The 23,626-nt window shown below is 61.5% G+C and carries 19 protein-coding genes; 6 read left to right on the top strand and 13 right to left on the bottom strand.

The window, feature by feature from the left end; genetic code table 11:
* A complete protein-coding gene (locus tag A6U86_RS00095) occupies positions 1–891 on the top strand; it encodes an SMP-30/gluconolactonase/LRE family protein (RefSeq protein WP_068384689.1) in 891 nt (296 codons plus the stop codon).
* A 340-nt stretch (positions 892–1,231) separates the two neighbouring features.
* Positions 1,232–1,840 (top strand): PRC-barrel domain-containing protein, encoded by a 609-nt coding sequence (locus A6U86_RS00090; RefSeq protein ID WP_068384685.1) that lies wholly within the window; start codon positions 1,232–1,234, stop codon positions 1,838–1,840.
* A 74-nt stretch (positions 1,841–1,914) separates the two neighbouring features.
* On the opposite strand, the gene A6U86_RS00085 is transcribed toward A6U86_RS00090, so the two are convergent.
* Together A6U86_RS00085 and A6U86_RS00080 are read right to left on the bottom strand one after the other, a co-directional pair.
* Complete coding sequence (locus tag A6U86_RS00085; protein ID WP_068384682.1) at positions 1,915–3,270, bottom strand: bifunctional diguanylate cyclase/phosphodiesterase; 1,356 nt, start codon at positions 3,268–3,270, stop codon at positions 1,915–1,917.
* A gap of 126 nt (positions 3,271–3,396) precedes the next feature.
* Complete coding sequence (locus tag A6U86_RS00080; RefSeq protein WP_068384680.1) at positions 3,397–5,127, bottom strand: response regulator; 1,731 nt, start codon at positions 5,125–5,127, stop codon at positions 3,397–3,399.
* Positions 5,128–5,468: 341 nt separating this feature from the next.
* On the opposite strand from A6U86_RS00080, the gene mutL reads away from it, so the two are divergent.
* On the top strand, positions 5,469–7,301 hold the full coding sequence (gene mutL, locus A6U86_RS00075; protein WP_068387568.1) for a DNA mismatch repair endonuclease MutL: 1,833 nt from the start codon (positions 5,469–5,471) through the stop codon (positions 7,299–7,301).
* An 84-nt stretch (positions 7,302–7,385) separates the two neighbouring features.
* Positions 7,386–7,616 carry a DUF2093 domain-containing protein gene (locus tag A6U86_RS00070; RefSeq protein WP_068384678.1) on the top strand — a complete coding sequence of 77 codons (231 nt, stop codon included), beginning with the start codon at positions 7,386–7,388 and terminating at the stop codon, positions 7,614–7,616.
* Between the two features lie 45 nt (positions 7,617–7,661).
* On the opposite strand, the gene lpxK is transcribed toward A6U86_RS00070, so the two are convergent.
* From lpxK to A6U86_RS00040, 6 genes are all read right to left on the bottom strand, one after another.
* Complete coding sequence (gene lpxK, locus A6U86_RS00065; protein WP_068384675.1) at positions 7,662–8,711, bottom strand: tetraacyldisaccharide 4'-kinase; 1,050 nt, start codon at positions 8,709–8,711, stop codon at positions 7,662–7,664.
* Between the two features lie 84 nt (positions 8,712–8,795).
* Positions 8,796–9,527 carry an HAD family hydrolase gene (locus A6U86_RS00060; protein ID WP_068384673.1) on the bottom strand — a complete coding sequence of 244 codons (732 nt, stop codon included), beginning with the start codon at positions 9,525–9,527 and terminating at the stop codon, positions 8,796–8,798.
* 11 nt (positions 9,528–9,538) lie between these two features.
* On the bottom strand, positions 9,539–10,858 hold the full coding sequence (gene waaA / locus A6U86_RS00055; protein ID WP_068384670.1) for a lipid IV(A) 3-deoxy-D-manno-octulosonic acid transferase: 1,320 nt from the start codon (positions 10,856–10,858) through the stop codon (positions 9,539–9,541).
* A gap of 180 nt (positions 10,859–11,038) precedes the next feature.
* Entirely contained in the window at positions 11,039–11,284 is a 246-nt protein-coding gene (locus A6U86_RS00050; RefSeq protein WP_068387565.1) for a DUF4170 domain-containing protein, read from the bottom strand.
* 61 nt (positions 11,285–11,345) lie between these two features.
* Positions 11,346–12,155, bottom strand: coding sequence for a 3'(2'),5'-bisphosphate nucleotidase CysQ (locus A6U86_RS00045; protein WP_068384666.1), 810 nt, complete (start codon positions 12,153–12,155; stop codon positions 11,346–11,348).
* Positions 12,156–12,182: 27 nt separating this feature from the next.
* Positions 12,183–13,535 (bottom strand): TldD/PmbA family protein, encoded by a 1,353-nt coding sequence (locus tag A6U86_RS00040; RefSeq protein WP_068384663.1) that lies wholly within the window; start codon positions 13,533–13,535, stop codon positions 12,183–12,185.
* Positions 13,536–13,685: 150 nt separating this feature from the next.
* Between A6U86_RS00040 and A6U86_RS00035 the strand changes: the two genes are divergently transcribed.
* On the top strand, positions 13,686–15,506 hold the full coding sequence (locus tag A6U86_RS00035) for a monovalent cation:proton antiporter-2 (CPA2) family protein (RefSeq protein WP_068387561.1): 1,821 nt from the start codon (positions 13,686–13,688) through the stop codon (positions 15,504–15,506).
* A 56-nt stretch (positions 15,507–15,562) separates the two neighbouring features.
* Here A6U86_RS00035 and A6U86_RS00030 read toward each other — a convergent pair whose 3' ends face one another.
* The 3 genes from A6U86_RS00030 to A6U86_RS35990 are packed head-to-tail and all read right to left on the bottom strand — an operon-like array spanning position 15,563 to position 18,970.
* Positions 15,563–16,429 (bottom strand): patatin-like phospholipase family protein, encoded by an 867-nt coding sequence (locus A6U86_RS00030; RefSeq protein WP_068384660.1) that lies wholly within the window; start codon positions 16,427–16,429, stop codon positions 15,563–15,565.
* Between the two features lie 18 nt (positions 16,430–16,447).
* Positions 16,448–17,014: a 16S rRNA (guanine(966)-N(2))-methyltransferase RsmD gene (gene rsmD, locus A6U86_RS00025; protein WP_068384657.1), complete on the bottom strand. Its 567-nt coding sequence runs from the start codon at positions 17,012–17,014 to the stop codon at positions 16,448–16,450.
* A gap of 6 nt (positions 17,015–17,020) precedes the next feature.
* Complete coding sequence (locus A6U86_RS35990; protein WP_083196699.1) at positions 17,021–18,970, bottom strand: pseudouridine synthase; 1,950 nt, start codon at positions 18,968–18,970, stop codon at positions 17,021–17,023.
* A 72-nt stretch (positions 18,971–19,042) separates the two neighbouring features.
* Here A6U86_RS35990 and A6U86_RS00015 point away from each other — a divergent pair, with 72 nt between their 5' ends.
* A complete protein-coding gene (locus tag A6U86_RS00015) occupies positions 19,043–19,501 on the top strand; it encodes a nucleoside deaminase (RefSeq protein ID WP_068384652.1) in 459 nt (152 codons plus the stop codon).
* Between the two features lie 72 nt (positions 19,502–19,573).
* On the opposite strand, the gene A6U86_RS00010 is transcribed toward A6U86_RS00015, so the two are convergent.
* Together A6U86_RS00010 and ileS are read right to left on the bottom strand one after the other, a co-directional pair.
* Positions 19,574–20,203, bottom strand: a complete 630-nt coding sequence (locus tag A6U86_RS00010; protein WP_068384649.1) for a hypothetical protein — start codon at positions 20,201–20,203, stop codon at positions 19,574–19,576.
* A 134-nt stretch (positions 20,204–20,337) separates the two neighbouring features.
* Positions 20,338–23,220 (bottom strand): isoleucine--tRNA ligase, encoded by a 2,883-nt coding sequence (gene ileS, locus A6U86_RS00005; RefSeq protein WP_068384642.1) that lies wholly within the window; start codon positions 23,218–23,220, stop codon positions 20,338–20,340.
* Positions 23,221–23,626 lie beyond the last annotated feature (406 nt).

The raw sequence follows: 23,626 nt of genomic DNA, 5'->3' as shown, positions 1-23,626 counted from the left end.
ATGACCGATATTCATGATTTTCAGGGCAATATTCTCTGCAACACCTCATCTGTTCTTGGAGAAGGCCCAACTTACGATCCCGATACGGACACGGTCTGGTGGTTCAACATCCTGGGCAAGGAACTGCATGAGCTGCACTTGCCGACGGGCAAGAAGCAGGTGCACAACCTGCCGATGATGGCGAGCGTGCTTGCCCGCGTCGATGCGGAGCGTCAGATTATCGCAACCGAAGAAGGCCTGTTCCTTCGCGATATTGCCAGCGGCGAGCTGAGCTTCTACGCGGCGATCGAAGCCGACAAGCCGGAAAACCGCTCCAATGACGGGCGCACGCACATCTCCGGATCCCTCTGGATAGGCACCATGGGCAAGCGTGCCGAGATGCAGGCGGGCGCCATCTACCATGTCGCTGCCGGCGGCAAGGTCACGAAGATCTTCGACCAGATCAGCATACCGAATTCGATCTGCTTTTCGCCGGATGGGACGATCGGCTATTACACCGATACGCGCATCAGCCAGCTCATGCGCGTGCTGGTCGATCCGGAGACCGGACTTCCCGCGGGCGAGCCGATCGTCATGGTCGACAGCGTGGAAGATCCGGGCGGCCTCGACGGCTCGGTCTGCGATGCCGATGGCTATATCTGGAACGCACGCTGGGGTTCGGGCTTCGTCGACAAGTACAGCCCGGATGGCCTGCGTATCGAACGCTACCGCGTGCCGGCAATGCAGCCCTCCTGCCCCGCCTTCATCGGTAAGAACGCCGATCGGCTGGCGGTGACGACCGCCTGGGAGGGGCTCGACGACGAGGCGCGCTCCATGCAGCCGCAGGCTGGTGCGCTGCTGGAACTTGGCCTGACGGTCAGGGGCGTTTTCGACCCGCCCTACAAACTCTGATTGAAATTGCCTTCGCGCCTATCGGGCGCGAAGGTTCCCTTTGCGATGCGCTGTGACGTAATACCGATCAGCCCGCGTGTCGCCATGGACGAGCTGTCGCGCGCGCTCCATTCAATCTTCCAGGTTGTCTCTTTCAAATTATCCTATTGTTATTCAACAATATTTTTCGCGTGCGGAACCATAGACATCCGCGGCATGCAACTTTTATCGGAACCAAAGCTCCCCTGAACCATTTGCCTTTACGACCGGTACGAAGATGGTCAGCAGACAAAGGCTCCACTCGCGCTGGTATGCATGCGCTTCACAAAGCGCTTCCAGCAGAATGAAAGGTAGGTTCACGATGACTGGGAAATTCTTCACTTCCGTCGCTGCAGGTGCAATCTTTGCAACCGCATCCGTTCTCTCGCCCATGGCTTTCGCTCAGTCGCAGCAGCCGTCGACCGGTGGCGGTGACGCTCCGTTGACGCAGACTGCTCCGGCGGCCACGAAGCCGGACGCTACAGCTCCGCAGACCAAGGCGCAGGCTCCGGCCGCCATGACCGGCACGGAGCAGGCTGGCAATCTGACTGCCCAATCGGCGGACCAGATCAGCGCCAAGACCTATATGGGCCAGTCGGTCTATAACGGTCAGAACGAAAGCATCGGCAGCATCAACGACTTGATCCTGCAGAAGCAGGGCGGCGTTGTCGCAGCAGTGGTCGGCGTCGGCGGCTTCCTTGGCATGGGCCAGAAGAATGTCGCCGTCCCGTTCGACAAGATCAGCGCCACCCAGAATCCCCAGGATGGCACGATCAAGCTGACGACGACGGAAACGGCCGAGTCGCTGAAGGCTGCGCCTGAGTTCAAGACGCTTGCAATGCAGGCCTCCGACAAGGCCGCAGGTTCGGCTGGAACGTCGACCATGCCGGCGACCGACAATACGACCACCTCGTCGACCACCAACAAGTAACAGGGTGGGTCTGACACTAAATACGAGCGGCGGCCCTTACCGGCTGCCGCTTTCTTTTTGCCCTGTCTACGGCGTCAAGCGATCTCGTGCTCGCTGGCGGCTTCGAAATATTGATCCTGCAGATAGCGTAGCGTCGCGACGCTATCGACGGGCTTGCCAAAGTAATAGCCCTGCCCCATGGCGCAGCCGAGCGCCCGTAATTTTTCGGCCTCGGCATGTTCCTCGATGCCTTCGGCGACCACACGCAACTCCAACCCTTCACACATGGCAAGGACGGCCTTGATGATGTGTTCGGAGACCCTGTCCGTATTCATGCGCGACACAAAGGCGCGATCGATCTTCACCTTGTCGAAGATGAATTCACGCAGGCGACCAAGGCTCGATTGACCGGTCCCGAAATCGTCGAGGGAAATGCGTACGCCTGCCGCACGGAGGTCGGCAATGATGCGCTGGGCGGTGTCGGCCGAGCTCATGACCGCCGTCTCGGTGATTTCAAGCTCGAGGCGATGCGGGTCGAGGCCGACACGCGCAAGAATGGCAAGGACGCTGCTGCTGGTGCCGGGGTCCATCAATTGCGCCGAGGACAGATTGAAGGACAGGAAAAGGTCGCGCGGCCACGAGAGCGCGGCTTCGGCAGCCTTTCGCAGAAGTGCTTCGGACAAGGCGTCGATAAAGCCACGCTCCTCGGCAAGCGGCACGAAGACGGCGGGTGAAACGAAGCCGAGATCGGGATCGTTCCAGCGGGCCAGTGCCTCGAAGCCGAGAACCATGTTGTTGGCGAGCGAAACGATGGGCTGAAAATGCACGTCGATGGCGTCGGAGATGATGGCATTGCGCAGCGCCTGCTCGAGCTGCGTCGCGCGCTTCATTTCCTGCGCGATCTCCCTGGAATAGACGGTGATCTGACCGCGGCCGCGGCGCTTGGAGCGGTAGAGCGCGGTTTCGGCATTCTTCAGGAGATCGTCGAATTCTTCGCCCGCGAAGGGATATATGGCGAAGCCGAAGGAGGCGGAAAGCCTGACATTGCGCTCGCCGAGATCGTAGGGCGCCGATAGCACCTCACGGATCATCTGGCCAAATTTCTCGGCGCCGAGGCGCTCGAAAACCAGAGGCAGAACAAAGGCAAATTCATCGCCATCATGGCGGGTTACCGTCGCGCCATCCGGGATGCATGCTCTGAGCCGATGCGCGACCTGACAGAGGATCTCGTCGCCGGCTTCGACGCCGAACAGATCGTTGATCGGTTTGAAAGAGTCCAGATTGACGATGCCGATGGTGAAGGGTGCGGGATCGCTGGCGCGCTCAAGCGAAATCTGGCGCGTGCGCTCGCGCATGCGATGACGATTCCCCAATCCCGTCAGCGGATCGGTATAGGCAATTGCCTGCGGCTCCTGACTGACTGGCCCAAGCAGCATTTCAGCCGATTTCATATTCGGTCCCAATGTTTTCTCCACCCTGGAAAAAGCATGAAGGCGAAGTCTTAAGAAAGGATGGCGAGACGACAGTCATTCAACGCCCGCGATAACTTGCCGTCTCGCGCGATGTCATTGTAAAATTTACCTATTTTGCGCTTTGCGACCGCTGTGCATATACTTCTGGAACACGGTCTCGATGATATCCGGGCTGACCGGCTTCAAGATGACGTCGTCCATGCCGGCGTCTGCGCATTCCTTGTGGTCGCGCTCGAAAGCCTGTGTCAGCACGCCGATGATCGGCGTATGCGACCCGCTGCCCTTTTCCGCGCCGCGGATCAATCTCGCCGCCTCGAACCCGTTCAGGCCTGGCAGCGAGATATCCATGAGGATCAGTTCAGGATGCAGCTCCTGCCACAATCCGACGGCTTCGTCACCGCTGGCGGCAATCACGTGGCTGTATCCCAGGCCTTCCAGAATCTGCGCGAAGACGATCTGATTGATCTCGTTGTCCTCGGCGACCAAGATCTGCACGCCGCGATCGTCACCGACGCCGCGCCGCCATTCCTGGACCAGCGGTTCGGTGGCACCTGCCAGTTCGCCGCGAATATTGCGGTTGAAATGGCGGGCGATCACAAATGTCAGCTCGGTGGCAAGCTGGGAGCCGTCCAGCGACAGGGCGGGCACATTCTGCCGCTCGGCCAATTCGATGCAGCGTCTGTCCAATTGATTGTCGACGATCACCAGATCGATCTTGACGCCATGCGCGCTCGCCACGTCCAGAAAAGCGGCTTCCTCGTTTTCGTTATGGACCACGCAGGCCTCGAAGCCATACTTGCCGAGCGTCTTCAACGCCGCAGTCTCTGCGGCAAAATCCGATGTGACGACCAGAATCTTGCGGCCGCTGAAATTTTCCGGAGCGAAGGTCTCCATCGCGGCCGGACGGCGCGAAATGGTCTGCAGGGCGACCATCGGCACATAGGCGCGGCGATAGGACCGATCGCTGTTTTCCTTGATCTGGGATGCGAGGGCGAATTCGTCGAAATCGGCCCCTTCCTTCGGCAGATCCTGCATGGTGCCCACTAGGAAATAGCGGCCGGGCTTGCCGATGCGCTGCTTGCGCGTGACGATATCGCGCTCGACGCCATTGCGGGCGATCTGGCGCTGTCGCGAAATCGACAACTCTCCGGTCTCGATCACGTGCCGGTCGCTCTCCTCGAAGCGATTGGCAATATCGGTCGAAAAGAGATCAATGCCCTTGCGGCCGCGCAGCTCGTCCGCTGTCGTCTGGTATTTGTCGCAGAACGCCCTGTTGACCGCGACGTAGACCATATTCTGGTCCTTGACGAAAAGCGGAAATGGCAGGTTGTCGAGAATATCCTCGGTGAGCTGTACCCGCTCCGTATCGAGGCGCCACTGCTCTTCGCGCTTCTTCACCTCGGAAATATCGGAGATGACGCAGAAGCCGATGCCTGAGGGCAGCCGCCGCTTGATGATGCGAACCCAACGATCATCGGCGAGATGTTCCGTCATCTCGAAGCGCTCGCGCCAGTGCGAGGCGATGCGCTGCGAAATCCAATCGTCGCGATTGGCGGAGGACTTGCCCTGATTTCCGCGATGCCGCATGCCAGTGTCGAAGACGGCACCCAGAAAATCGCGCAGCCGCGTCAAGGGTTGCAGGAAGTCCGGCTTGATCGGAAAGAAATTGAGAAGCTGACGGCTGGCAAACAGCACCAGATCATTCTTGTCGTAGGCGAAGAAAGCGCTGGAAAGCCCATCGCAGAGAGCGTCGAAGAACATGGCCTGCAGATTGCCGCCGGAAGACGCATCTTCCGTCATCATTGCCAAACCTGCCTTGTCAGTTCCGGCAGTCATTCGTCCGATTCCTACACTCAAACAGTTTCACGGCATGAAAAATCGTCAGGGCGGCGTTCGCTCTGCAAGACAAATTGATGAAAGATCATGCTGGCCTGGGCGCTTGAAACAGATGGAACCTGGCTCATGGAAGTTGACGGCCACCAACCTGCCATCAAGAGCCCTCAGCGTGCACGAGGCGCGCCACCTGCAGTCATTTCAAGTCCTGTCCCGCAACCTGTCATCATTCCCTTAAACATTGATTAAATTTCTTAACAAAGCCCCGGTGGAAACAGGTGGATGGAGAAGGCCAGATAGCCTTTCCTCTTCCCACGCCGCCGCGAATCCACGAGAATGACGCCATGGCCATCAAGCAACTCTCCGAAACACTGATCAACCAGATTGCCGCCGGCGAAGTCATCGAGCGTCCGGCGAGCGCTGCCAAGGAATTGATCGAGAATGCGCTTGATGCCGGCGCGACGCGCATCGAAATCGCGACGGCCGGCGGCGGCAAGGCGCTGCTGCGGGTGACCGACAACGGGTCCGGCATGGATGAGGCGGATCTCGAACTCGCGGTCAGGCGCCACTGCACGTCGAAAATTTCCGACGGGCTCGACGATATCCGCACCCTCGGCTTCCGCGGCGAGGCCCTGCCCTCCATCGGCTCCGTGGCAAGGCTGTCGATCGCCAGCCGCCGGACGGGTGCGGCTGGCGGTGCGGAGATCGCGGTTGCTGGCGGCAAGGTGCTGCATCTGCGCCCGGCCGCCGCCAATCCCGGCACGATCGTCGAGGTGCGCGACCTGTTCTTCGCCACGCCCGCGCGCCTGAAATTCATGAAGACGGAGAAGGCTGAGGCCGCGGCGATCACCGAGGTCGTCAAGCGCATGGCGATCGCCTTTCCACATGTGCGCTTCGTGCTATCGGGAAGTGACCGCTCGACGCTGGAATTTCCCGCGACCGGCGATGATCACCTCGCCCGCATGGCGCAGATTCTCGGCAGTGATTTCAAGGACAATGCCATCGCTCTCGACGCGCTGCGCGAGGAGGTAAGCCTGACCGGTTTTGCAGGGGTGCCGACCTTCAATCGCGGCAACTCGGCGCATCAATATGCCTTCGTCAACGGCAGGCCGGTGCAGGACAAGCAGATCCTGTCGGCGATCCGCGGCGCTTACGCCGAAACCATTCCTTCCGGCCGCTATCCTGTTGCCGTGCTCTCTCTCACGCTTGATCCGGCGCTGGTTGACGTCAACGTGCATCCGGCCAAATCCGATGTGCGCTTTCGCGATCCTGGCCTCGTGCGCGGCCTGATCGTCGGCTCTGTCCGCGAGGCGCTGGCGCGGGAGGGCGATCGTGCCGCGACCACCGGCGCCGATGGCATGCTGCGCGCCTTCACCGCCGGCCGCTCCGGCTTCCAGCCGGGTTGGCGGCCCTCACCTGCCCCCACACCGTGGACACGCGAGGCATCGCCATCTCGCCCGCTGGAGACGACCGGCGCCCGCGCCGGATATGGCTTCAACGAAAGACCGCAGGCAAGTTTCGACGGACTTGCCATGCCCGCTGCACGCACTGAAGCCGCTCCTCTACCGGAACCGGTACGCAGCGAAGAACCGGCCCGCTTTCCGCTGGGTGCGGCTCGCGCCCAGCTGCACGAAAACTACATCGTCGCCCAGACCGACAGCGGCCTCGTCATCGTCGATCAGCATGCTGCCCATGAGCGGTTGGTATTCGAGGCGATGCGCAAGGCTCTGCATTCGAAACGGCTGTCCTCGCAGGTCCTGCTGATCCCCGAAATCGTCGACCTGCCGGAAGAGGATTGCGACCGGCTGATGGTCTTTGCCGAAGAGCTTGGCGAACTCGGCCTTGCCGTCGAGCGTTTCGGCCCTGGCGCCATCGCTGTGCGGGAGACGCCGGCCATGCTCGGCGAAGTCGATGCGCAAGGGCTGATCCGGCAATTGGCCGATGAGATTGCCGAGTGGGATACCGCCTCAGGACTTGCCGCCAAACTCGAATATGTCGCCGCGACCATGGCCTGTCATGGTTCGGTACGCTCGGGGCGGCGGTTGCGGCCGGAAGAGATGAATGCGCTGCTGCGCCAGATGGAAGCGACGCCCGGCTCGGGTCAATGCAATCATGGCCGCCCAACCTATATAGAGCTGAAGCTCTCCGACATCGAACGGCTGTTCGGGCGCAGCTGAAGACAGCCGGTTTCGGAAAGGACTGGAAAAATCCCGTCCGTCGCGGTATGGCAAACGGATGACAGAGATCAAGGACGGCATCAGATGAATCTTTTCGAGGGACATGGAAACCGCGAGGCGAAAGTTCGCTATCTCGACGGCGATTTCCAGATCCTGATGCCGGGCTCCCATGTCATCTGCGCCATGACCGGCCAGCGTATCGCGCTCGATGAACTGCGCTATTGGAGCGTCGCCCGGCAAGAGCCCTATGCCGACGTCATGTCGTCGCTTGAGGCTGAAAAGCGGGCCGGCGCGCTTCCCAACCAGAAGCGCTGAATTCTCCCATTGCATATTGAGCCCGCATCGCGCGGCCGTGGCAATCTAGCCGGTCTTCCGGTTGCCTGCTTCCCGTAAGCGTCGCTCGCGGGCCGCCGCGATCGCCCTGTCGATGATGAGGCCGGGTGCATTCGGATCCTCAAAAACCATATCGATCTCGATCACCCTGCAGCGCCTCAACAATTCGTCGGCGCGGCCGTGATGGCCGATCAGGCGAACGTAATCCTTCGATGTCGTGACGATCTCCAGACCTTCGCGGCTTGCGATGTCGAGAATATCTGAAACCTCATCGTCACCCGGGTGCTCGTGATCGCCAAAGGTGCGCGTGACCGCGATATTCGCCCCGAGCGTCTCGACCGTACGGAAGAATTTGGTGGGGTCGGCTATGCCGGCAAAGGCAAGCACCTTGCATCCGCGCAGATCCTCCTGCCCGCGCACCTTGACGGAGGCGGCGAAGAAGGGTTTGCCGGCCCTTGCCGCAAGCCGCACGACGCGATCCGCGGCGACACCCTCGCCGACCTTCAGCAGGCCAGACGCATAAAGAAGCTGGGTGCGCAGCGGCGCACGCACCGGGCCGCCGGGAACGAGATGGCCGTTGCCGATGCCCCTGCCGGCATCGATCACTACCAGGGCATAGTCGATGGCAAGATGCGCGCTCTGGAAGCCGTCATCCATGATGATGAGATCGGCACCCTCGCGCACCAGCCGTTCAGCCCCTTCGGCGCGGCGACGAGCAATGACCGTGAGGGCCTCGCGGGCAAGCAAAAGCGGCTCATCGCCGACAGCGGTGGCGTGATGATGCTCGGGATCGACCACAGTCGTCACATCGAGCGAGCCGCCATAACCGCGGCTGAGGAAGCCAGGTGTCAGGCCCTTGGCCTTTACAGCCTGGGCGAGAGCCAGCGCCGTCGGCGTCTTGCCGGCCCCGCCGACTGTGAAATTGCCGACGCAGATCACCGGCACCGGCACGGATGCGCGCTTGCCATTCACCATGCGGTGTCCGGCAATGCGGCCATACAGAAATGAGAAAGGTGAGAGCCCCCAGGCACGCCAATCCGGTTTTCGCCACCAGAAAGGTGGTGCTTCCGATACCATGTGTCTAATCCAGCCTCGCGCCTGCGACTTCAGCAAAGCGGAAAGAAAGGGCAGATCGGGCGAAAATGCAAGCCTTTGCCAAGATCACGCCGATTGCGCGACCGGCATGAGCAGGCTCTCGAGTTCGGTGATGTTGTCGAGGCAATAGTCGGATGCGGCGGTCAGCGTCTCGCGTGAACCCGTCCCCGTCAGCACACCGACTGTCAGGCCGACGCCGGCATTGCGTCCCATGTGCAGATCGTGATTGTTGTCACCGACGACGGCGACCTGGGCTGGTGAAAGACCGGTCGCCGCATAGAAACCGAGCACCATACCGGGTTCCGGCTTGGTGCCGAAGCCGCTGTCATAGCCGGCGATATAATCGAGATAGTCAATAAAGCCGAAGCGGTGGGCGGTCTGGCGGATGGAGCGCTCATTGTCGCTTGAGGCAACGCCGAGCTTGTAGCCCCGCTCATGCAGTCGCCGGAAGAAGCCGGCAAGATCGGTGACGGGCGACGAAAAATCAGCCGCATGTGCGAAGAGAGCGTCGAGCTTCTCGATCAGTTCCGACACATCCACTTTCGAGCCGGCCGCCACAAGACCTTCTGAAATCTGACGCGTATTGCCAGCAGCTAGAAGACTATCGGGAACGATGTGGCCGGTGATCGGGTCCATGCCGCAGGCGGAAAGCAGATGATCGGCAAGAATGGGATCGCCTTCTGCGGCAATCCTGGCAAGCTCGCGATTGACCGGCAACCAGCTCGCATCATAGTCGAGCAGCGTGCCATCCTTGTCGAAAAGAATGCCCGCAATCGCTCCCAGCTTGACCGCCGCCATGCCTTCCCTTCCTAACCGTTCGCCATCGTCTTCGGCAGCAGCCGTGCCTTCACGGACAGCGGATTGATATAGGGCTCAAGCCCCTTGACCGTTGCTGCCAGTGCACCCCGCATCTCATGCACGGCAACGAAACCGGCATCGATCATGTTGCGACGCGCCGCGTCGTTGGTCAGCAAATAATGCACGCCACGCGCCAGCATCTCGGTATCGCGCACCATGCGGGCACTGCCGCGGCGGGCCAGCACCTGATAGGCATCGCGGAAATTCTGGACATGACCGCCGGTGAGGATCGCGCAGCCAAGCATGGCCGGCTCCAGCGGATTCTGGCCGCCTTCGTTGAACAGAGATTTGCCCATGAAGGCGACTTCGGTCATGCGCAGGTAAAGCCCCATCTCGCCGATCGTATCGCCGAGGAAGACATCGACATCGGGGGACAGGATATCGTTGCGGGTACGGCGCGCCACTTTCAAGCCCTGTTCGACGAGCATCGCCTCGATCGCATCGCAGCGTTCGGGATGGCGCGGCACGAGGATGGTGAGCTGGCCATTATGCTCCTTCAGCATCGTGTGGACCGAGGCTGCCGCACCCTCCTCGCCTTCGAAGGTCGAGACGGCAGCCCAGGTCTTGCGGTCGCCGATCTGCTTCATGTAGCCGGCAAGCGTCGGAGCGTCGTAGGACGGTGCGTCGGTATCCACCTTGAGGTTGCCCGATTTGATGACCTGCACTGCGCCGAGGTCGCGGAAGCGCTCGGCATCGAGATCGGACTGGGCAACGACCAGAGCAAGGTTTTCGAACAAAGCTTCGGCAAGCGACGGATGCTTGCTCCAGCGGGCATAGGAGCGATCCGATATGCGCGCATTGACGAGAATCTGCGGAATGCGGCGGCGGCCAAGCTCGGTGACGGTCGTCGGCCAGATCTCGGATTCGGCGAAAATCGCACAGTCGGGCTGCCAATAGTCGAGGAAACGCCGGATGGCGGGCCTCAGATCGAGAGGCACATATTGATGGATGACCTCGTCGCCAAGGCGCTCATGCGCCACCTTGGCCGAGGTGATCGTGCCGGTCGTCAGAATGACGTGAATATCCCGGCGGCGAATTTCGCGGATCAACGGAATGACCGCCGAGGTCTCGCCAACGCTTGCGGCATGGAACCAGATCAACGGTCCCTGCGGACGATTGGCGCTGGCATAGCCGGAGCGCTCCAGCTTGCGCGCACTATCTTCCTTGCCCTTCGCCGCACGGACCGCGAGATACGGTCCGACGAGCGGATAGACAGCGATCCCACCAAAACGATAGGCGCTCAAGGCAAGACGCGCCCTGAGGCTGCTCATCTCGATCGACTCCTATCCCAGCTGATCATCATCGATGCCAAATCCCGATTATCAAACGGCCGAATAAACGGCCGATTTTTCGTTCTTATTGTGTCAAAGATACTGCTTCATAGCCGGATTAAAAGCGATAACGCCTCTCCGGACGAAAATATCAAATGCAAATTTCGGTATTAGACGGCCTCAAGACGCCGCTTTTTCCTGCGGGTCGAGCAAACGATGCAGGTGAACGATGAAATAACGCATGTGAGCGTTGTCGACAGTCTGCTGGGCCTTGGACTTCCATGCCGTCAATGCACTCGCATAATCGGGATACATGCCGACGATATCGAGTTCGTTGAGGTTGCGGAACCGGACTTCTTCGAGGTGTTCCAATTCACCGCCGAATACGAGGTGCAGGAGCTGCTTTTTGCCGCTGGTATCAGTCATTTTCGTCTCTTTCTGCTGTCGTCCCCCTCCGCTCTTCATCTGCGGGATTTTGACGGAAAGGTCAACCGTCTCGTCGGTGTGAAAGCTGGCGGAGAAATTCGGGAAGCTGCAAGGCCGGCGCGCCGCATAGTTCTTCATGCGACACCTCGGCGCGATTGTAGCGCAATGCATTGCCCGAGAGATCGACAAGCGCGCCGCCCGCCCGCTCCAGAATGAGATCGGCGGCGGCCAGATCCCAGTCATGCGAATTGCGCTTGACGATCGTCCCTTCCAGGCGGCCATCCGCCACCATGGCAAGGCGGTAGGCCAGCGAGGGAATGTGCTTCACCCTTTCGACCGTCTTGCGGAAGTCCGGGTCAAAACCCTTGAGCATGTCTTCACCGGTCGCCAGCCGATGAGGATCGTCGCCGACCCTGTTCGAAACATGGATCGGCTCGCCATTCTTCAACGCCTTACCGCCGGCACTCGCCACGAACAGCTCGTCCAGGGAAGGCGCATAGAGAACTCCTGCGACCGGACGTCCATCGGTGACGACGGCAACGCTCACGCACCACAGGTCCGATCCCGCCAGGAAACCCCTGGTGCCGTCGATCGGGTCGACGACGAAGACGGTTGGATGCGACAGCCGGTCTGCATCATCATCGGTCTCCTCGGAAAGCCAGCCATAGTCGGGCCTTGCGGAGCGCAGGATGGCGGAAAGGCTTTCATTGGCGGCATAATCGGCCGCGCTGACGGGAGATTGGCCGTTGTTCTTCCACCAGACCTCCGGCGATTGCCGGAAGAAGCCGAGAGCGATCCTGCCAGCCTCTCGCGCGGCCTCGACAATGAGGTCCACATCGCTCGGCTGGCCAGCCTTCTGGCTATCGATCATTCACAAATTCCAATCTTCGCTTGCGCCTCAACGTCCGGCCAGCGTCATGCCCTCGATGGCAATCGTCGGAGCGGCGACGCCGAAATCGCGGTCGATATCGTTGGCCGGCGTCACGCGCATGAACATGTCCTTGAGGTTGGAGGCAATCGTCACCTCCGACACCGCGAAGGTCAACTCGCCATTTTCGATCCAGAAGCCGGTGGCGCCGCGGCTGTATTCGCCGGTGATCATGTTGACGCCCTGGCCGATGAGTTCAGTCACGTAGAAGCCGGTGCCGACGTTGCGGATCAGCTCTTCGGCCGAAACATCACCCGGCTCCAGCGCCAGATTGGTCGAAGATGGCGATACGGCGGTGCCGCCGCGCACGCCGCGACCGTTGGTCTTGAGACCGCCGCCGATTTCGCGCGCCGCCGAGGTCGAGAGGAACCATGAATTCAGCACGCCGTCCTCGATCATCACGAGCCGCTTGCCGGAGACACCTTCGCCGTCGAAGGGCCGCGAGGCGGGGCCGCGCACGATCAGCGGATCGTCGGTGATCGAAAGCCCGGCCTTCAGCACCTGCTGGCCCATCTTGTCGCGCAGGAAACTGGTCTTGCGGGCGACGGAGGCACCATTGATCGCGCCGGCGATATGGCCGACGAAACCGCGCGACACGCGCGGATCGAAGACGACGGTGACGTTCTTGTCCGTCGGAACCTGGCGGGGATTGATGCGCTTTACGACCCGCTCGCCGGCACGACGGCCGATCTCTTCGGCCGTGTCCAGCTCGTTGAAATAGAGGCGGCTGTCGAAATCATAGTCGCGCTCCATGCCCGTGCCTTCGCCGGCGATGACGCTGACCGAACGCCCGAAGCGCGAGCCCATATAGTGGCCGGCAAAGCCATGCGAGGTGACCAGAACCAGGCCACCCATGCCGGCGGAGGCGGAGGCGCCCACGGAATTGCTGACGCCTGGAACGGCGAGTGCCGCAGCTTCGGTCGCAAGTGCTGCTTCCCGCAGCTCGGTGGAGGATACCTCTGTCGGATCGAAGAGCTCGAGATCGGGATAGGTCTTGGCAATATCCGCCTCGTCTGCCAGGCAGGCGAATGGATCTTCGGGCGACACCTTGGCCATGGCCACAGCGCGCTCGGCAAGTGCCTGCAAATCGAAACCGGGATTGGCGGAAACGCTGGCGACACGGTTGCCGACGAAAACCCTCAGCGAGAAATCATCGCTCTCGGAGGATTCGGTGCCCTCGACCTTACCGAGGCGAACGCCGACGGACTGGGCGCGCGAACGCACGACGACGGCATCGGCGGCATCCGCACCGGCTTTCCGGGCGAGGTCGATCAACTGGCTTGCACGGGAAAGCAGAGTGGCGGAATCGATTTCAGAGGTCATGATTTGGCCTTTCCTTCGCGTTCCATTTATTGTGCACTACATAAAGCATCAAGGGCGGCCACGCCGATTCTTGTTCTAATCCCTTCACGCATGGTTGTTTATGATGACCACGCGTCGCAAGACCGCCTGCCCCATGGAAAGAAACAGACGATGTCCGCCCCCAATAGTCTCTTCACCGAAACACTGATGCTGCTCGGAGGCACTGTCGTCACGGCGCCGATCTTCAAAAAACTGGGCCTCGGCACCGTGCTCGGCTATCTGGCCGCCGGCGTGGTGATCGGCCCGGTCCTGCATGGTATCGGCGACAGCGAGGCCGTGCTTGCGGTGGCGGAACTGGGCGTCGTCTTCCTGCTGTTCATCATCGGTCTGGAACTGAAGCCATCGCGGCTTTGGCAGATGCGGCGCGATATTTTCGGCCTCGGCTCCGCACAGGTGATCTTTAGCGGACTGGCGCTAATGCTTGCCGCCTACCTCGCCAATATTGCCGGCTGGAAGGGCAGCATCATTATCGGCTTCGGCCTGGCGCTCTCCTCGACGGCATTCGCAATGCAGATCCTCGAGCAGCAGGGCGACGTCAATACCAAGTATGGCCAGCGCTCCTTCTCCATGCTGCTGTTGCAGGATCTCGCCATCGTGCCGCTGCTGGCGCTCGTCACCGTGCTCGACGGGCCCAAGGAGGCCACCAATCCCCTGCCCGGTCTTGCCATTGCGGTTGGCGCAGTGGCGGCGATGATCATTGCCGGCCGCTACCTGCTGACGCCGCTGTTCCAGGTCATCGCCCGCACCGGCGCGCGCGAGGCGATGATCGCCGCTGCCCTCTTCGTGGTCATGGGGTCGGCAACCCTGATGCAGCTGGCCGGCCTCTCCATGGCGATGGGCGCATTCCTTTCCGGCGTGATGCTGGCCGAATCCTCCTACCGTCATGAGCTGGAAGCCGATATCGAACCGTTCCGCGGTGTGCTGCTCGCCATTTTCTTCATCGCCGTCGGTCTGTCGCTGAAACTCGATGTGATCCTCGACAATTGGGTGCTGATCCTGCTTGCCGTCCCTGTTGTCATGGTCATCAAGGCAATCGTCATCTACACGCTCTGCCGCGTGACGGGCTCACCGCATAACGACGCCGTCCGCATCGCCGGCCTGCTGCCGCAAGGTGGTGAATTCGGCTTCGTGCTGTTCAGCGCGGCCAGCGCCAGCGGCGGCCTGTTCTCGGCCAACACGGCCTCAATGCTCATCGCTATCGTCACGCTCACCATGGCGCTGACGCCACTGACGTCAGCGCTTTCGAAGCGGCTGATGAAAGGGGATGCGCATGAGGAGCTGGATGAGGATTTCGAAGGCGCCGGCTCCGAAGTGCTGATGATCGGCTTTTCGCGTTTCGGTCAGATCGCCGCACAGATCCTGCTTGCCAGCGGCCGGGATGTCACCGTCATCGACTTCTCCGCCGATCGTATCCGACAGGCATCGAGCTTCGGCTTCCGCATCTATTTTGGTGACGGCACACGCAAGGACGTGCTGCGCTCTGCCGGCATCGATCGCGCCAAGATCGTCGTCGTCAGCACGCATCAGCGCGAGGTGACCGACAGGATCGTCGAGCTCGTGCAGACGGACTATCCGCATGCACGCATCTTCGTGCGCTCCTATGACCGCGTTCATTCGATCGACCTGCGCCGCAAGGGCGTCGATTACGAGCTGCGAGAAACGGTGGAATCCGGTCTTCTCTTCGGCCGCCGCACGCTGGAAGCACTCGGGGTCAGCGAAGCCGAAGCCTATGAGATCGGCGAGGATATCCGCAAGCGCGATGAGCAGCGGCTGGTGCTGCAGGTGAGCGAGGGGCTGCAGGCCGGAACCGACATGCTCTACTCACGGCCGGTCAAGCCGGAGCCGCTGGTCAAGCCGAAGCGCCCGGCCGAAACATACAGCGACGCCGACGATCTCGTGGCCTTGCCACAGGAAGAGCCAGAGCGGGCATAAGGCGGCTCGCTGATGCGATCCTAGATGGAAAGCGCCGCTTATTTTGCGGGATAGCTTTAGTTCTTCGCAGTCATCACCCGGTCGAGGGCGAATTTCAGCTCGTCCTTGACGCCTGCGGACATTGCGAGAATGTCGCGCGCCTTGAGGAAATCGAGCACGCCTGTGCGGCCTACGGTCGGTCGTAGAAAGATCTGCGGCGCCTGCAGGCGCAATTTCAGGGCGATGTTCGACTGCATGGTCAGCTGACCGGCACCAAACAGGCTTTCGATGCGGTTGGGAATCTGCCGACCATTGCCCTCCGGGCCGCCGACCACGTCGATGCCGATGATGATATCGGCAAGACCGGCCAGGTGCTCATAGGGAACCGGGTTCATGATGCCGCCATCGATCATCACCCGTTCGCCGAGCTTGACCGGCATGAAGACGGCGGGGATGGCGGCGGATGCGGCAAGAACCGGAAAGAGCTCACCCTTTTCGATGACCACCTCGACCTGGTCGTAATAATCCGTCGTCACCACCTTAAACGGTATGTGCAGCTCTGAAAAATCTTCAGGGAAGGTGGTCGGCAGGAAAGTGCGCAAGATGCGCTCGAGATTGAACTGGCCGAAGCGGATGCTGCGCATGTTGACCGGCCGCAAGCTCCAGATCTTGTTGAGCACGGCCGGACGGTTGCCGACGGTTGCGAGCGTATGATCGCGGATCTCAGCGCCGCTCATGCCGGCAGCCATGGCGGCACCCATGATCGAGCCGATGGAAGCGCCGGCGATCGCGACCGGCCGAATGCCGAGTTCGTCGAGCGCCTCGATGATATGGATATGGGCGAGACCGCGCGCGCCGCCGCAGCCGAAGGCAACCGCGACGCTCGGCGTGCTGGAGACAGCAAGCGGATAATCACTGCCGACGAAATCAGCGTAGTCGCCCATTTCCTTCTCCCTCTGCCGTCAAGCCGCCTGCGGCTGATACCGGAAGAAATGCATCTTGCTGTCGCCGAAGGTCCGTTCCTCCAGAAACAGGAAATCCGACGCTACGGCAACCGTGACATCCACCCGCTCCTCGAGGATAGCCAAAGCGCCGGGCACCAGCCAGCCGCCAGCGGCCGCCGCAGCAAAGGCCTTCTCGCCGAGCCCCTTGCCATAGGGTGGGTCGGCAAAGAGAAAATCGAAGGGATCGAGGTTGCCGACGCTACCGAGGTCCGTCGCGTCACGCCTCAGCATGCGCGTGCGGCCATGCAAGCCGAGCGCATCGATGTTTTCCCAAAGCAGGCCACGACCTTCGACGCTGCTTTCAACGAACAACACATGGCGGCAACCGCGTGATGCCGCTTCCAGGCCGACAGCACCGGTGCCGGCGAAAACATCCATCATCCGCGTGCCGTCGATGGCCTCGGGATAGGCATGGCTCAATATGTTGAACAGGCTCTCGCGCGTGCGATCCGCCGTCGGACGAATATCGTTCGACTTCGGTGTTGCAAGCGAGCGACCGCGAAACTCACCGCCGACGATCCTCACCGCGCGTCAGCCCTTTCCGCCCCGGGAGCCGCCCCTGCCGGGGCCACCACGACCGGAACCGCCACGCGCCGGACCTCCGGACGGACGACCTGCGCCGCCCGGCTTGCCTGAGAACCCGCGCGAACCGCCGGGCTTGCCACCCGGCTTGCCGCCAAACGACTTGCCGCCGCCCGGCTTCTTGCCGAAGGGCTTGCCGCCGGGCCGATCACCCGCGGGACGGTCACCCTGCGGGCGATCACCAAAGGCACGGTCGCCCCGCGGCGGACGATCACCACGCGGGCGCTCGGAGCGCTGCTCGCCATCGAAAGCTCTGGCACGAGGACGCTCATCACCCTCGGCGCGCGGCCGACGTTCGCCATAGGGACGATCGCCACGGGGCTTGTCGCCGAAAGGCCGGTCGCCGCGGGGCGGACGATCACCAAACGGGCGTTCGCCGCGAGGACGTTCGGAACGGGCTTCGCCATCGAAAGACTTCGCGCGAGGACGGTCACCGCCCTCCGGCCGCGAGCCACGCGGTTTGTCACCATAGGGGCGATCACCACGAGGCTTGTCACCAAAAGATCGGTCGCCACGCGGACGGTCGGAGCGCTTGCGATCCGAACCCTGGTCATCGCCACGCCCAGTGCGGGGTGCTTCCTCGCTCGAGCGGATCCATTCACCATCCGCCTCGGCGACGCGATTGACACGAACGCGCGGGCCTTCGTCAGGGCGATCAAAGCCGCTGCGCTGCGGGCGCTCCGGCTCACCGCGCCTGATAGCTGTTTTGGTATTCTTGGCCGCCTTCAGCGCTGCCTTTTCGCCAAGCGGACGAGCACCGGGCGCCATCCAGACATTGGCATTGCGGCGTGCGCCAAGCGGCGGGCGCTTCGGACGATCGTCTTCCTTGTGCCCACTGTCGCGACGGCCTTCATCACGACGGTCGTCACGCTTGGTGTCGAGACGGCTCAAGGCGCGTTCGCGCTTGTCCTCGGGACGCTCACGGTCACGCTTCGGGCGCACCTCTTTCGTGGCGCGCTGCGGCTTGGCCTCCACTTCGTCCTCGGCTGCAACCGGGGAGGTGTTGTAGAGCGGCGCATCGAAATTCGCCTTGGCATCGTCGACCAGACGCGGGCCGAGCTGATCGCGCAGCGTACGTCCACGCACCTCCACTACCCGGCCTTCCGGCAGGTCGCCGAGCTGGAACGGCCCGTAGGAAATGCGGATCAGGCGGTTAACGTCGAGGCCAAGCGCACCCATGACGTTCTTGATTTCGCGGTTCTTGCCTTCGCGCAGACCCATGGTGATCCAGACGTTGGAGCCCTGCGTGCGGTCGAGCGTTGCCTCGATCGAGCCATAGAGCACGCCGTCGACGGCGATGCCTTCCTTCAACTTGTCGAGCGCATCCTGATCGATCTCGCCATGGGCGCGGACGCGGTAGCGGCGCAGCCAGCCCGTTGTCGGCAGCTCCAGAACACGGGCAAGGCCGCCATCATTGGTCAGCAGCAGCAGGCCTTCGGTATTGATGTCGAGGCGGCCGATCGACATGACGCGCGGCAGCTCTTCCGGCAGGTTGTCGAAAACAGTCGGACGTCCCTCCGGATCGGCATTGGTGGTCACCAGACCGGCGGGCTTGTGGTAGAGCCAAAGGCGCGTGCGCTCGATGCCGCGGATCGGAACGCCGTCGACCTCGATCTTGTCGGTAAGGGTCACGTTCACCACAGGGGTATCCAGCAGCACGCCATTCAGCGTGACACGGCCGTCCATGATCATGCGCTCGATATCGCGGCGCGAGGCAACGCCGGCGCGCGCCATGACCTTGGAAATGCGTTCGGCCTTTCCGTCTCCGGCTGCGGCTTCACCTGCCGTGCTCGCGGCTGCGGCTTTTGGCGGTTTTGTGCCGCTATCGCGCTTTACGGTCTTCTTGTCGCCAGCAAAGGGTTTCGGCCCAGGCCGCTTGGGCTTGTCATTCATTGTCATTTGTTGTTTGCCTGAATTTTTAAGGCGTGTTCCTATCAGGTCACGCCCTTGCAGTTAAGTGGAAAAACTTGAATGGCGGCTACTAATCATTTCATGGAGCTTGCACTGGCCGAAGCGCGCAGCGCCGGTGAACGTGGCGAAGTGCCGATCGGCGCCGTCCTCGTGCTCGACAACAAGGTCGTCGCCAAGGCCGGCAACCGTACCCGCGAACTCAACGACGTCACCGCGCATGCCGAAATCGTCGCCATCCGCCTGGCCTGCGATGAACTGGGGCAGGAGCGTCTTGCAGGCGCCGATCTCTACGTCACGCTGGAGCCCTGCACCATGTGTGCCGCAGCCATTTCGTTTGCGCGCATTCGCCGCCTCTATTACGGCGCCGAGGATCCGAAGGGTGGCGGCGTAGACAATGGCGTGCGCTTCTATCATCAGCCGACCTGCCATCACGCGCCGGAGGTCTATTCAGGCATCGGGGAAACTGTGTCTGCTGGCATCCTCAGAGATTTCTTTCAACCGAAACGCTCCGAAGACTGAAAAATGTCACAGTGCCGCGCGGCGCTGTGACATTTTAAAATTAGTCAGGAAGCCCGCCGTCTGGCGAACTCTTTATTGGAAGGGCTTCCACCAGCTGCTGTTGCTGGACTGCTGCGCGGCTTCCGCATCCTTCTTGCGCTGCTTTTCCTTCTTCGACTCAGGCGTACCGAGATCGTTGAGGGCAGCCTGGTCGGCAACCTGGCGATACTGCTGCGGCGGGTCGATCAAGTAGCGGCGCTGGTCGATATAGGTGCCGGACTGGTCCTGCCGCGCGGCGCGATAGGCGGCCGTCTGCTGCGCTTCCGTCATGCGGTTTCTGCTGCTGTCGGCCTGAGCCAGCGGCGAACGATAGTTGACGTCGTTCTTCTTCTCGTCGGCTTCCGTGGCGAGGCGCTTGCGGGCATCTTCAGGCGATTCCAGCCAGGCCGGATTGTCCTTGCTTGCCAGCGACTGCTGCGGCTGGGTCAAGTTATCCTTGTCGCCGGCGACAACGAGGCCGGGACGGTTCGGATACTTCACGCCCTTTTCCTTCGGCGTTGCGGCCGAAACGGAAGCGATATCGCCAAGGTCGTCCAGGAGCTGTACGCCGGCCGTCTTGTCGGTGCCGTAGGTCGGGCTGCTGAGGCAGCCAGACATCACGCCGCAACCAATCACAAGTGCCGTCAAGCTCACGCCGACACGAACGCTATGCATCGCTCTCATGAAAACCCTTCCCAGCCATGCCGGAACAAACTTAATAGGACCCCGTTTTACCGCAACTGCCGTAAAATTCAGGCCAATTTCAGGCAGCTTTTACCGGATGAACGCCGCAAAGGCAATTCACCCGGCAATTTTCTTCAGTTGATAGCGCTCAGTTCGCGCAGCGCTGCGGCGTCACGCGCCGAGACATCAGGGTATTCCGGATCCGACCCGACATCCGTAGTGATGCGCCAGGAACGGGCGCACTTGCTGCCCTCGGCAAGCTTCGGCACAACACTGACCTTGGCAGCGTCATCAAGACGGAATGCATCGGCCGGACCTTCACCACCCTCGACGGTGATGCCCGAGGTGATGCAGATTTCGGAAAAATCCTGTCCTTCGAGCACCTTCAGCAGTTCCGGATCGGCGACATAGACGACCGGGGCAGCCTCCAACGAGGAACCGATGCGCTTTTCCTTGCGCTCGATTTCCAACGCGCCGGTGACGACGCTGCGCACGGCGCGGATCTTCTTCCACTTCTCGGCCAGTGCCTCGTTCTTCCATTCGGCAGAGACGGCGGCGAACTGTTCGAGGTGAACGGAGACCGCAGACGGGTTGCGCGACAGCCATGCCTCCTCCGTGGTGAACGGCAGCATCGGGGCCAACCACGTCACCATGCAGTCGAAGATCGTACGGATGACGGCAAGCGAAGCGCGGCGGCGCAGGCTCGACGGTGCATCGCAATAGAGCGCATCCTTGCGAACGTCGAAGTAGAAAGCCGAAAGCTCGACATTGGCGAAATCGATAAGCGCGCGGGCAATGCGCTTGAAGTCGAAGGCGTCGTAGCTTTCACGCACCAGCTCGTCGAGTTCGGCTAGACGGTGGAGCATCAGCTGTTCCAGCTCCGGCATGTCGGCATAGGCGATGACCTCGCCCTTGTCGTGCGCCAGCGTGCCGAGCATCCAGCGGATGGTGTTGCGCAGCTTGCGATAGGCGTCGACATTGGTCTGGATGATGGCCTTGCCGACGCGCAGGTCTTCGGCATAGTCCGAGGTCATGACCCAGAGGCGCAGAATATCGGCGCCGGCATCCTTCATCACTTCCTGCGGCGACGTGACATTGCCCTTGGACTTCGACATCTTTTCGCCCTTCTCGTCCATGGTGAAACCATGGGTGAGGACGGCATCATAGGGCGCGCGGCCACGCGTCGCCGCACTTTCGAGCAGCGACGAATGGAACCAGCCGCGATGCTGGTCGGAGCCTTCGAGATAGAGATCGGCCGGCCATTTCAGATCCGGGCGGTCCTCCAGGGTAAAGGTGTGGGTCGAGCCCGAGTCGAACCAGACGTCGAGAATGTCCATGACCTGCGTCCAGGGCTCGTTGGCCTTCGCGCCGAGGAAGCGCTCGCGAGCACCTTCGGCAAACCAGGCATCGGCCCCTTCCTTTTCGAAGGCTTCGAGGATGCGGGCATTGACGTCGTCGTCCTGCAGGATCTTGCCCTGCTCATCGACGAAGATTGCGATCGGCACGCCCCAGGCGCGCTGCCGCGAAAGGACCCAATCCGGGCGCTGCTCGATCATGGCGCGCAGACGGTTCTGGCCGGCAGCCGGCACGAAGCGCGTGTCGTCGATCGCCTTCAGGGCGCGAGACCGCAGCGTCGAACCATCCGCAAAGTCCTTGTCCATGTAGACGAACCATTGCGGCGTGTTGCGGAAGATCACCGGCTTCTTCGAGCGCCAGGAATGCGGATAGGAGTGCTTGAGACGTCCGCGGGCAAAGAGCGTGTTCGTCTCGATCAGCGCCTTGATGACGAGATCGTTGGCATTGCCCTTCTTGCCGTTGTCGTCCATGACACGGCCGCCTTCGAAACCGGGGGCGTCGACGGTATAGAAGCCGGCATCATCGACCGGGAACGGGATAGCGGAGGAGATGCCCCGCGCCTCAAGGGCACGCGCATGGCCCGTCCAGGCGTCAAAGTCCTCGCGGCCGTGGCTTGGCGCCGTATGCACGAAGCCGGTACCGACGTCGTCGGTGACGTGATCGCCGTCGAGCAGCGGCACCTTGAAGCCGTAGCCGAGCGCGGCCAGCGGATGCGCGCAGATGAGCGCCGCCAGATCATTCGCCGTGACATCGCTCAGGCGCTTATACTGCAGCTTTGCCTTGGCGAAGGATTCTTCTGCCAGCTTGTCGGCAAAGATCAGCTTCTCGCCAGGGCGCGGGCCGAAATCATTGGCAGCTTCCGTCACTTCGTAAAGGCCATAGGAAACACGCGAGGAATAAGCGATCGCGCGGTTGCCGGGGATCGTCCAGGGCGTCGTCGTCCAGATGACAACAAAGGTCCCGGCAAGCACGGCCGGACCTTCGGTGACCGGGAACTTCACCCAGATCATGTCGCTCTCGACATCGGCATATTCGACTTCGGCTTCGGCGAGTGCCGTGCGCTCGACCACCGACCACATGACCGGCTTGGAGCCACGATAAAGCTGGCCGGTGCGCGCGATCTTCAGAAGCTCGCCGGCGATGCGGGATTCCGCATGGAAATTCATGGTGAGATAAGGGTTGTCGAAATCACCTGTTATGCCGAGGCGCTTGAACTCCTCGGACTGGATCTTGATCCAGCCGGCGGCAAAGTCGCGGCATTCCTGGCGAAACTCGTTCACCGGAACCTCGTCCTTGTTCTTGCCCTTCTCGCGATACTTTTCCTCGATCTTCCACTCGATCGGCAGGCCGTGGCAATCCCAGCCCGGAACATAGTTGCTGTCATAGCCGCGCATCTGGAACGAGCGGGTGATGACGTCCTTCAGGATCTTGTTCAGCGCGTGACCGATATGGATGTGACCGTTGGCGTAGGGCGGGCCATCATGCAGCACGAATTTTTCGCGGCCGGCGGCGGAGGCGCGCAGCTTCTTGTAGAGATCCATCTCGTTCCAGCGGTTGACGAGTTCCGGCTCCTTTTGAGGCAGTCCGGCGCGCATCGGAAAATCGGTTTCCGGCAGGTAGAGGGTCTTGGAATAGTCCATCTTTTCAGGGGTATCGGTCATAGTAGTGACAATTGCCTCGGTGTCTCGGGCGTCTTGCGCCTGGAGGGCGCAGCCATATGGGGATGTTTCGGCGGCGGAAAGCGCCTCGGGAACGGGCGCCAAAAACCCGGACCTTCCGGCAGCTTAAAGCGCGCGGAAGGCCGGGCCAATAATTCGTATCGATAGGCTCAGCCGAAATTGGGTCATGGTCGCCGGTTCATAGGCGTTTTTTCCAAGGAAAGGAAGAGGAAACAACGCCGCCGACACATAGAAAGGCCGCGGACGTTTCCGCCCGCGGCCGATGGAGTGTCGCCCGGATCAGGCGTTTGCCGTCGCCCTTGCCGGTATCACCGCATTGAGGACCACCGACACTATGATGTTGGCGGCGAGTGCCAGCAGGCCGGTATAGACGGTGAAGCTGGTATCG

This window comes from Rhizobium sp. AC27/96 (genome assembly GCF_001692325.1).
Taxonomy (GTDB): domain Bacteria; phylum Pseudomonadota; class Alphaproteobacteria; order Rhizobiales; family Rhizobiaceae; genus Rhizobium.
This window is presented reverse-complemented; position numbering and strand designations above follow the sequence as displayed.